Below are 10,050 nucleotides of genomic sequence, written 5' to 3' on the forward strand. Positions count from 1 at the left end.
TGCCGTACCGCGGACGACCCGGCGAGTAGCCGACCCGTGGGGACTGGTCATGCAGCGCTGGCCGGGGGCGGCTCCCGGATAGGCGGGTCAGACGTCTGCGAGCGAGGCCAACTCGCGTTTGACCACTTTGCCGACGTCATTGCGGGGCAGCGCCTCAACGAACACCACCCGGGCCGGGACGCGATAGGGCGTCAACCGTTGACGGCACCACGAAATCAAATCGTCTTCAGTCAGACCCTTCTCGGTGCGCGCGACGAACGCCCACGGCACCTCGCCCAACCGCTCGTCGGGTACCCCGACCACCGCTGCCTCGCGCACGCCGTCGGCCGCCAGCAGCACGTCCTCCACCGTGCCGGGGAACACCTTGAGCCCACCGCGGTTGATCATGTCCGACACTCGGCCGTCGAGCCAGAGGAAGCCGTCCTCGTCGAACCAACCGAGATCGCCAGTGTGGAACCAGCCGTCGTCGGTGAGGCGGTCCAGGAACGCGGGGTCGATCTTGCGGGCGGCCGTGGTCGGCGTGCGGACCATGACTTCATCGTCGGTGATGGTCACGTCGATACCCGGCAGCGGGCGCCCGACCGAGCCCAGCTTCGTCTCACCCCATTCGCGTGCATCGGCCGCTGACCAGCCCACCACCTCGCCGCCGAGTTCGGTCTGCCCGTACGAGTTCAGTACGATCACGCCGAATCGGTCCCGGAAGCGCCGGGCCTGCACCGGGGACAGCGGGGCGGTGATGGACCGCACGATTTTGAGCGGCGTCAACTCGGTGACGGACTCCTCGTGCAGCAGCATGGTCAGGGCTGCCGGCGGCAGCACGGTGGAGCGCAACTGATGTCGCGCCACCAGCGCAGCGAATTCCGGCGGCGAGAACCGGTCCATGAGTACGACGCCGGAACCCGCACGGAAGGCGAACAGCACCTGATAGATCCCGGCCCACAACGACAATGACAGTGGAACCAGGTTGGGCATGGGAGCCCGGTTCGGCTTCGCTGCAGAAGACTTGGCGCCGCGCAGCTTCGACAGCAACCGGTCGATGAGATCGAGCACGGTGGTGTGCCGCAGCGGTACCGGTTTCGGCGGGCCGGTGGTGCCCGAGGTGAATTGGAGCAAGGCGACGTCAGAGTCGTACTGCCGCGGGACCGCGGGCAGCCGACCCGACGGGGTCGACTTCCAATCCAGGTCATCGCCGGTCACCACAGTTAACCCCGACGCCGAAAAACGGTGTGCGAGCGCGGGTGTGGTGATCACGGCCACTGGACACAGCGCATCGAGCTGGCTGGCCACCTCCGCGTCGGCCGCGCGCGGGTTCAGCGGGGTGTAGACCCCGCCCGCACGCCAGGTCCCGAACAGGGCGGCGACCGTTGTGGCGTCGTTGGGCAGCATCGCGGCGACCACCTGGCCGGTGGCCAACCCGGCTTCGCCGAGCACGGCGCCCAGCCGGTTGGCGCTCGCGACGAGACTGGTCCGCGTGATGTCGGCGGCCGGCGTGTGGACTGCGATCTCGGGCAGGTCGGTGAGCAGATCGGCGAGGCTCACGCGTCGGCCTCCAGCGGCCGCCACCGGGGTGCGCGCTTGTCGGCGAAGGCCAGCGGTCCCTCGTTCTGGTCGGGATGGCCCCACATGGAGGTCAAATGCTTGGCACCCTCACGGCACGCGTCGGTCAGCCCGTGTTCGAGCGCTCCCCAAAGGGCGCGCTTAGTGGCGCGCATGGCAGCCGGAGAGTTCCGTGCGATTTTCTCGGCCAGCTCCTGGGCGACGTCCCGGAGCCGCTCGGGCGGATCGACGACCTGGCTGATCATGCCGAGTTCGTACGCGCGCTGGGCGGTGAGCCGTTCGTGGCTGCCGACGAGCGCCATCCGCAGCACGGCCTCCGCGGGCATCTTGCGCATCAAGGCGATGGTCTCCAACGCACTGACCTGACCGATCGACACGTGCGGGTCCACGAACGTCGCGTCCGACGCCGCGATGACGACGTCCGCGTCGGCCACCCAGTGCAGGCCGCCGCCCGCGCACACGCCGTTCACCGCGGTGATCACCGGTTTGCCGACATTGCAGTGCCAGCCGGTGAGCCCGAGATCCAACGAGGTCATCGTTTCTTGAAACTGCTGTACCGCTTCACCGTCGAGTTCCTCGACGTCGGCGCCGACCTGAAACGCACGCCCGTTGCCGGTGTGCACAATGACCCGCACGTCGGGGTCCGCGTCGAGTTCCGCCCAGGCGGTCCTGAACTCGTTGCGCATGACCGCGTCATAGGCGTTGAGCCGGTCCGGACGGTTGTTGATGAGCCACCCCACGGGCCCACGGCGTTCGACGATCAACCGTTCATAGGTCATTGCGCCTCCACACTCGAGAGCGGTTGCCAAGCGGGCGTGCGTTTCTCGCGCCAAGCCCGAACCCCCTCGGCGTGGTCTTGGTGGTTCCGCAGCGCCCAAATCACTTCGCTCGCGTCGTTGCGTGCTTTGGTCAGGCCGACCTCCAACGACCGCCAGAGCGCCTTCTTGGTGGCGCGCATCGCGGTGGGAGAATTGGCCGCCACAGCCGCCGCGAGCGTCGCCGCGGTGTCGCGCAGCGCTTCGTCAGCGACCACGTCAGACACGATGCCGAGCTGGTAGGCGCGCTGCGCGGAGATACGTTCGCCCCTGCCGCTCAGCGTCATTCGCGTGATGGACTCCATCGGCGATTTGCGCAGCAGGGTGATGGCCTCGTAGGCCACGGCCTGGCCGACCGAGACATGCGGATCGACGAACGACGCGCTTTCGGCCGCAATGACGATGTCCGCGTCGGCGATCAGGTGCAGGCCGCCGCCGGCACACACCCCGTTGACCGCGGCGATGACCGGCTTCCACACGTCGCAGTGCCAGGACGAGATCTTCAGCTCGGCGTCTCTGGTGCGGCGCGAGTGCTTACGCATCGCGTCCTTGTCGCGGGCGACCTGGACCACGTCCATACCCGTGCAGAACGCCCGGCCGACGCCCGTGTTCACGATGACGCGCACCTCGGGATCGTTGTCGAGATCGCCCCAGGCGGTTTCGAGTTCGTCGAGCATCAGCGCGTCGAAGGCGTTCCCGGCTTCCGGCCGGTTCAGTGTCAGCCAGCCCACGCCGTCGGCCTTGTCGACGATCAGACGTCGGTAGCCGCTCATGAGCGAGGAATCTCCCGCCAGGGCTTGCCCTTCCAGGGGTCTGGCTCCTTGGGGAGTCCGAGAACTCGTTCGCCGAGGATGTTCTTGTTGATGTCGGTGGTGCCGCCCTCGGTGCTGTTGGCCAGGCTGCGCATCCACCCCTGCACCTCGCGGGGGAGCGCATCGACATCGTCGGTGGCATCCCATGCCAACGCATCCGCGCCCAGCAGATCGACCATCACGTCCTGAATCTGCTGGTTGAGAGTGGCCTGGTGTACCTTACCGATCGACGATGCCGCGCCGGGTGGTTGACCGGCCGAAAGTGCCGCCCGCACTCGGGCGTTCGTCCAGCCGCGGATCTGCTCCTGCGCCCACAATCGCATGATCTTGTTGCGGATCACGGGATCGTTCCAGCGGCCACGCTCCTGGGCGAGCGTGATCAGCCGTTCGGCGCTGGACCCGCCGAGACGGCCCATGCCGCCGGAGCCGGAACCGGACACCATCTGCCGCTCGCTGGACAGCGTGGACGCGCTGACCCGCCAGCCGTTGTTGACGTCGCCCACCCGGTGCGCGTCGGGAACGAGCGCTCCGTCGAGGAACACCTCGTTGAATTCGGACTCGCCGGTGATCTGGCGCAGGGGACGTACTTGGACACCGGGTTGGTGCATGTCGAGCAGGAAGTACGTGATGCCCTTGTGCTTGGGCTGTTCCGGATCTGTGCGGGCGAGCAGGATGGCGTAATCGGCCTCGTCGGCCCACGTGGTCCAGACCTTCTGACCGGTGATCACCCAGTGGTCACCGTCTCGGACGGCCCTGGTTGCCAGTGATGCCAGGTCCGATCCGGCACCCGGTTCGCTGAACAGCTGGCACCACTTCTCCTCGTTACGCACGATCGGGGGCAGGAAGCGGCGACGCTGGTCCTCGGTGCCATGGCTGAACAGCGCCGCGGCGGTATTGTTGAGTCCCAACGGGTTCAGGCGCGTCAGGCGCAGCGGTGCGAGCACCTTGTCGATCGCGCGCGCGACGTCGTTGCCGATGCCCAAGCCACCGTGCTCGGTGAGCCACGTCGGAGCGACCAGTCCCGAATCTGCGAACGCCGGGTACCAGGCGCGGTAGTCGGCGGGACTGCGTACCGCGCGCAACGCTGTCGGGCCGTCGGCCGCCGCAGTTCGCCAGTGCGTGGGTACCTCGGCCGCCACCCACTGCTCGACGGCGGCGACGGCGTCGGCGGCGCTGGTGGTCTCGTCGATCGGCAATCGTGTCATCGGCCTTGGAACTTCGCGTCGCGCTTGTCGCGGAAAGCCGCCAAGCCTTCCTTGAAATCGTCACTGCGGCTGGACAGTTCGAGCGCCATGGCCTCGTTCTGCAGGTGGCGGTCCAAATCCAGCCCGTTGCCGCTCTGCAGCAGCCACTTGGTGAGGCCGAGGGCGACAGTGGGTGCAGCGGCCAGCTTCTCGACGAGATCCGTTGCCGCCGCGTCGAGTGCGTCACCCGGGTGAGCACCGTGCACGATGCCCCAATGGAAGGCGGTGCGGCCGTCGATCTCCTCGCCGAGCATGAGCAATTGCCGGGTGCGCACCATGCCGATGAGTCGGGGGAGCAACCAGGCCGCGCCGCTGTCCGGGGTGAAGCCGCGCGCCATGAACGGTTCCCAGAACCGCGCATCCTCGGCGGCCACGCAGAAGTCGCAGGCCATCGCGATGTGGAAGCCGAGGCCGGCCGCCCAGCCGCGGACCACGGCGACGATGGGAACCTGTGTCTCGAGCATCAACGGAATCAGCCGGTTCGCCTTGTTCGGCAGCCGGCGCTGCGTGCTGCCGACGCGGGGTTTTCGTTCCGACCTCGCGTTGTTGGCGATGAGGTCCGATCCCGCGCAGAAATCAGGGCCGTCGGCGTCGATCCGGATCGCCCGGACCGACTCGTCCGTACCGGCCGCCACGAGGTGACCGATCATGGCATCGAGCATCACATCGTTGACGGCGTTGCGACGGTCGGCCCGATCCAGGGTCAGGGCCAGCAAGGGACCTCGTTGCTCAGCGCCGAGGCCCGGCACGCTGTCGTAGGGCATGTCGCTCAGCGCTCGGCGAATCGGGCCGACACCGCGGTCAGCAGTTCGGCGAGATCGGTCGCGGCCCCCGGCGGGTCGGGCAATCGGACGGGACCGCGCTCCCGGCTCGGTAGCAGAACTTTCGCCCTACCGGGCGCGGTGACCTGACCGCGTTGGTTGGTCGCCGCGAGTTCAAGGTCCACGGCCGGGCGGTCGCCGTCTGCGAGGTACTTGCGGACCACCGTGCCGGTGATGGTGTGCAGATCACCCACATAGTTGAAAAGGCGGAATTCACAGTCCAGTGTCCACAGCCACGCGTCGTCACCCATCCAGTCGGTGCACAGATGGATGAGCCACGTCTCGCGCATCCGGCCGTAGTCGAACGTGGTGGGGTTACCGGCATTGCGGGCGGCGTCGGGTTCCCAATGCACCCGCTGTTGAACATCCGGCACGCCGTGTTCGTTCGGCGTGTAGAAACGGGGGATGCGCTGCCGGTTGCGCCACGCCAGTCGCAGTGGGCGCACGCCGTACATGCCGGTGCCCATACCGACGTGCCAGCAGACCATGTCGGTGACGGTCAGCGGACCTTTGGTCAGCGGGCCGACGGTGTCGCCCTCGGCCACGTCCTCCCACCACCGCGGTTCCGCGCCGCGCGGCGCCTCGTGCGCGTATCTCGCATCGACCGCGGAGATCTCCGAGGGCGTCCAGATTTTGAGCTCGACCGCTTCGTACTTCTTCCTACCGCGCGCTTTGCTGCGCTCGGTGCGGATCATGTTTCGGTATTGTCCACCCAGCAGCGTGCCGTCCTCGTCGCGGAACACCTGGGCCGACCACTCGTGCACAGCGCGCTCGGCGAACTCGCTCTTCTTGTCCAGCGCGGCCACCAGGGCGTTGCGGCGGAACACCCGACGTCCGGCGCGTAGCGGTGCCCACCATTCCCGAGACGACGAGGCGTAGAAAGCGTGCACGCCGCGCAGTGGGTCGCCCTTGGTCCGGGCGCGATCCTCGTCGGACAAGGTGGTGACCTCGTCCTCGCCGATCAGGGTGTCCCCGCCGATCAGCGCAGGCGGAGCCACCGACTCACCCCAAACGGATTTCGCGGCGTACTCGGGGTCGCACCACAACGGGTTGGCGTCGCCGTAACTCTCGGCGACGTGCCGGAAAGCGTCCTCATTGGGGCGGAAGTAGTGCGGCGGCTGGGTATGCGGCACCGCGATGCCGATGGTTGCGCGCAGGCGGGCCAGCCCCTCGTCGGTGATCTGGCCGGTGCCGGACATCGACTGCCTCCTTCGAGCGGCCCGCCACGTTGCCGGGCCAAGGTGGAAATTAAGATACCCGAAAAACGGAAACGCCGTTAACGCGGCCGCGGAAGGACACGTGGCATGAGCACAGAAGAACCCGGCATCGTTGTCACACGCGGTGACGACGCTGTGCAGCGGATCATCATCGACCGTGCGCCAGTTGGCAATTCGCTTTCGCCCCTGGCACGCGACGCGCTCACCGAGGCCTTCGTGCAGGCCCACGGCGACCCAGCGGTACGCGCGGTCCTGCTGACCGCGGCGGGGGACCGGCACTTCTGCGCCGGTGCGGGATTGAGCGATGGGAAAAGTACGCCCGTGCCGTCGCAGCCAAAGCGGCTCGGTGACGTCGCACGAATGCTGCAGCAGGGCTGGCAGCGGCTGATCGCGTCCGTGCTGGGCTGTGACAAGCCGGTGGTCGCCGCCGTCAAGGGCGCAGCCGTCGGAGCCGGTTCCAGCCTGGTGCTGGCCTGCGATCTCGTGGTGATGTCGACCGAGGCGCATCTTGCGCAGTCGTTCGTTCATCGGGGCATCCTGCCGGACTCGGGCGCGGTGCACTTGCTCACCCGAATTGTGGGGTTGCGCAGAGCCGCTGAGCTGCTGATGCTCGGCGAACCCCTCGACGCCGCGAGCTGTGAGCGGCTCGGATTGGTCAACCGGGTTGTCGCGCCACAGGACACCGAGGCGGCCGCCGAAGACCTCGCCGTGCGTCTGGCGGCAGGACCGACCGTGATGCTCGGGCTGACCAAGCGTCTGCTCGCCGTGTCGTCGGAATCCGGGCGCGACCGAGCCTTCGAGCAGGAAGCATGGGCCGCCGAGATGGTCTCACAGACGACCGATCTGCAGGAGGGCCTGCGGTCGTTCGCCGAGCGCCGCGATCCGCACTTTCGAGGCGTCTGAGTCGTCAACCCGCAGCGGGGCCGCCGCGAATCACGAACGTCGCGGTGTCATCGATGCGGTCGATGTTCTCGGCCACGGTTTCGGCGGTCAGATCGCCGTCTTCGATACCTGTGGACTGGCCGATGAACACTCGCGACACCTTGCCCGCGCCCACCGAGTAGATGTGGGCGGTGCGGTCGCAGTCGCGGTGGGACAGGTAGACCACCACCGGGGTGACCAGTTCTGGATCCATCGCTTTGCCCGCTTCGCCCATGATGTCCTCGGTCATCCGGGTCCTGGCGATGGGGGCCACCGCGTTGACCGTGATGCCGTTACGTGCGCCCTCGATCGCCAGTACGTGCATCATGCCCACCAGGCCCATCTTGGCCGCACCGTAGTTGGCTTGGCCGAAGTTGCCGAACAGCCCCGTGCCGGAGGTGGTTTGGACGATCCGTCCGTAGTTCTTCTCGCGCATGATCGGCCACGCAGCACGGGTCACGTTGAAGGCACCGGTTAGATGTACCGCGATGACCGCGTCAACCTGTTCGGCGGTCATGTTCTTGAATGCGGCGTCGCGCAGGATGCCCGCGTTGTTGACCAGGATGTCGAGCCGGCCGAAGGCGTCCATCGCCGCGGCGACGATCGCGGCGCCGCCCTCCGCGGTGGCCACGGAGTCGCCGTTGGCGATCGCCGTGCCGCCGGCGGCGGTGATCTCGTCGACGACCGACTGTGCCGCCGATGTCGAGGCGCCGCTTCCGTCGACGGCGCTGCCGAGGTCGTTGACCACGACACGAGCGCCGCGGCGGGCGAGTTCGAGTGCGTGACAGCGGCCGAGCCCACCGCCCGCCCCGGTGACGACAGCTACCTGATCCTCGAAAGTCAATCGCGGCATGACTGAGAGGTTACATTTGCGCTCAAGAGAATCATCATTTGCATCGGAGGACGCCATGGGTAGCGCGACGGCGCTGCTGCACCACGCTCGACAGCGGGCTCATGCTCTGCGGCCGCGGTATCGGGCAGCTGGCTTTTGGTCAGATCAACCGCTTGATGTCGTACGACACACCGCCGCACGGCATCCGGACCGTTCGGCGCTCGTCATGCGCGCCACCGAACTGACCTACGCCGACCTCGACGAACGGATCGACCGCGCCGCGGACGCGCTGTCGGCGGCGGGAGTCGGCGCTGGGACTGCGCTTCTGGTGGTGGTCGGAAACGACATCGACTCCGTCGTCGCGGTACACGCAGCCATCCGGGTGGACGCCGTGGTCCTGCTGGTGCCGCGCAGTGCAGGCGCCACGCAGGTCGCCGATATAGTCGCGCGCACCGGTGCGGGCTTCGGTATGGCGCCCGGTTGGGAACGCGCGGGTGAGGCGGAATTGCGCGAGGCGTGCCGCTGGATCGACGTCCACGGGCCGGGTACGCCGCAGTCCAGTACGCCGGTCCGGGCGGCCGATGAACCGTCTTTTGTGCTGTACACGTCGGGCACAACCTCGCGGCCCAAAGGCGTCATCCATTCGCTGAGCACGTTGACCAAGGCGTCGGCCAATTACATCGCCGCAGCAGGTCTGTGCGCCGACGACCGCATCTTCCTGATCAGCCCACTCGCGTCGGTCACCGGCGTGCTGCAAGCGTTGTTCATCGGCCCCATGCTGGCCGCGCCGGTGGTACTGGAGGACCGCTGGGATCCCGCGTCGACGTGTGAGCTGCTGTTGACGTCGGAAGCGACGTGGTACGGCGGTCCCGACCGGCTACTTGACCGGTTGCTGGACGAGGCGGTTGCACGGGGACGGCGTGCGCCACTGCGGGCGGTGTACCTCGGCGGCACGATGCTCGACCGGCGCATCGTCGAGCGGGTCGAGGACGACTTCGGCATCGTCGTCATGCGCGCGTACGGATCGTCGGAGGTTCCGGTCAGTACCTCGGGGCTGCGAACCGAGTCGAGGGCGGTGCGCCACGCCGATGATGGTGTGGCACTGCAGGATGTCGACGTCCGGGTGGGGTCGGTCGGCGACCCGGGGGAGTGCTGCATCAAGGGCCCGCACGCCTTCCTCGGCTATACCGACGCCCAGGACGACGATGTCGCCTTCGACGGGGAGTGGTTCCGTACCGGCGACGTGGCGGAGATCAACGACCGACGGGTGCGCATCATCGGGCGGATCAAGGACATCGTCATCCGCAACGGCATGAAGATTCCCGCGGCGGAGGTCGAGGAGGCGGTGGCCGAAATTCCCGGTGTCCGAGAGTGTGCCGCGTACTCCATCGCCGACGCGACCACCGGAGAGCGACTGGCGTTGGCCATGGTGCTCGACGACGGCGTCGAGTTGTCGCTCGCCGACGTCACCGGGGCGCTGGTCTCCGGGGGGCTGCCCAAGTACAAGCTGCCCGAGGAACTGGTGTTCTGGGACGAGCCGCTGCCGCTCAACGCCAACGGCAAGGTGCAGCGGAACACGCTCGAAGCCCGGTCGGAGGGGCGGCCGCGGATTCTGGCCGAACGCCTAGCCGGAGCCTGAACTCAGTCGTTCGACCCCCCACTGACGTTTGCCGTGGCCTGCTTCATCTGCGCCTGCCAGTCGGAACCGCCTCCGTGTTCGTGCTTGGAGAGGGCTTGGATGGAGACGTCGTGGCCTTCGGCGGCTTTGCGTAGTGCTCCGACGGTGGCTTGTTCTTTGGTGATGTGGGTGAACGGGTCGAAGTTGTACCAG

At 67.6% G+C, this 10,050-nt stretch carries 9 protein-coding genes and 1 pseudogene; 2 read left to right on the forward strand and 8 right to left on the reverse strand.

What is annotated here, in order from left to right; genetic code table 11:
- Positions 1-87: 87 nt before the first annotated feature.
- Genes N4S67_RS22680 through N4S67_RS22705 form a run of 6 tightly spaced genes read right to left on the reverse strand, consistent with a single transcriptional unit; the run spans position 88 to position 6,448 of the window.
- The gene (locus N4S67_RS22680; protein WP_260995256.1) at positions 88-1,539 is read right to left on the reverse strand and encodes a class I adenylate-forming enzyme family protein; all 1,452 of its coding nucleotides are present in this window, start codon (positions 1,537-1,539) and stop codon (positions 88-90) included.
- Positions 1,536-2,336, reverse strand: a complete 801-nt coding sequence (locus tag N4S67_RS22685; protein ID WP_260995257.1) for an enoyl-CoA hydratase/isomerase family protein — start codon at positions 2,334-2,336, stop codon at positions 1,536-1,538. Before N4S67_RS22685 ends, N4S67_RS22680 begins: the two co-directional genes overlap by 4 nt.
- Entirely contained in the window at positions 2,333-3,145 is an 813-nt protein-coding gene (locus N4S67_RS22690) for an enoyl-CoA hydratase/isomerase family protein (protein ID WP_260995258.1), read from the reverse strand. The genes N4S67_RS22685 and N4S67_RS22690 overlap by 4 nt, the downstream gene beginning before the upstream one ends.
- Entirely contained in the window at positions 3,142-4,389 is a 1,248-nt protein-coding gene (locus N4S67_RS22695) for an acyl-CoA dehydrogenase family protein (protein WP_260995259.1), read from the reverse strand. The genes N4S67_RS22690 and N4S67_RS22695 overlap by 4 nt, the downstream gene beginning before the upstream one ends.
- On the reverse strand, positions 4,386-5,192 hold the full coding sequence (locus N4S67_RS22700) for an enoyl-CoA hydratase/isomerase family protein (RefSeq protein ID WP_260995260.1): 807 nt from the start codon (positions 5,190-5,192) through the stop codon (positions 4,386-4,388). The genes N4S67_RS22695 and N4S67_RS22700 overlap by 4 nt, the downstream gene beginning before the upstream one ends.
- Positions 5,193-5,197: 5 nt before the next feature.
- Positions 5,198-6,448, reverse strand: coding sequence for a hypothetical protein (locus N4S67_RS22705; protein WP_260995261.1), 1,251 nt, complete (start codon positions 6,446-6,448; stop codon positions 5,198-5,200).
- Positions 6,449-6,553: 105 nt separating this feature from the next.
- On the opposite strand from N4S67_RS22705, the gene N4S67_RS22710 reads away from it, so the two are divergent.
- Positions 6,554-7,369 carry an enoyl-CoA hydratase/isomerase family protein gene (locus N4S67_RS22710; RefSeq protein ID WP_260995262.1) on the forward strand — a complete coding sequence of 272 codons (816 nt, stop codon included), beginning with the start codon at positions 6,554-6,556 and terminating at the stop codon, positions 7,367-7,369.
- 4 nt (positions 7,370-7,373) lie between these two features.
- Here the strand turns inward: N4S67_RS22710 and N4S67_RS22715 are convergent, their stop codons facing one another.
- Positions 7,374-8,240 carry an SDR family NAD(P)-dependent oxidoreductase gene (locus N4S67_RS22715; RefSeq protein ID WP_260995263.1) on the reverse strand — a complete coding sequence of 289 codons (867 nt, stop codon included), beginning with the start codon at positions 8,238-8,240 and terminating at the stop codon, positions 7,374-7,376.
- A gap of 106 nt (positions 8,241-8,346) precedes the next feature.
- Here N4S67_RS22715 and N4S67_RS22720 point away from each other — a divergent pair, with 106 nt between their 5' ends.
- Positions 8,347-9,858, forward strand: coding sequence for a class I adenylate-forming enzyme family protein (locus tag N4S67_RS22720; RefSeq protein ID WP_260995306.1), 1,512 nt, complete (start codon positions 8,347-8,349; stop codon positions 9,856-9,858).
- A 2-nt stretch (positions 9,859-9,860) separates the two neighbouring features.
- Here the strand turns inward: N4S67_RS22720 and N4S67_RS22725 are convergent.
- Positions 9,861-10,050: pseudogene (locus N4S67_RS22725) on the reverse strand (amidohydrolase family protein); the annotation flags it as partial.

The organism is Mycobacterium deserti (genome assembly GCF_025345615.1).
GTDB classification, from domain to species: domain Bacteria; phylum Actinomycetota; class Actinomycetes; order Mycobacteriales; family Mycobacteriaceae; genus Mycobacterium; species Mycobacterium deserti.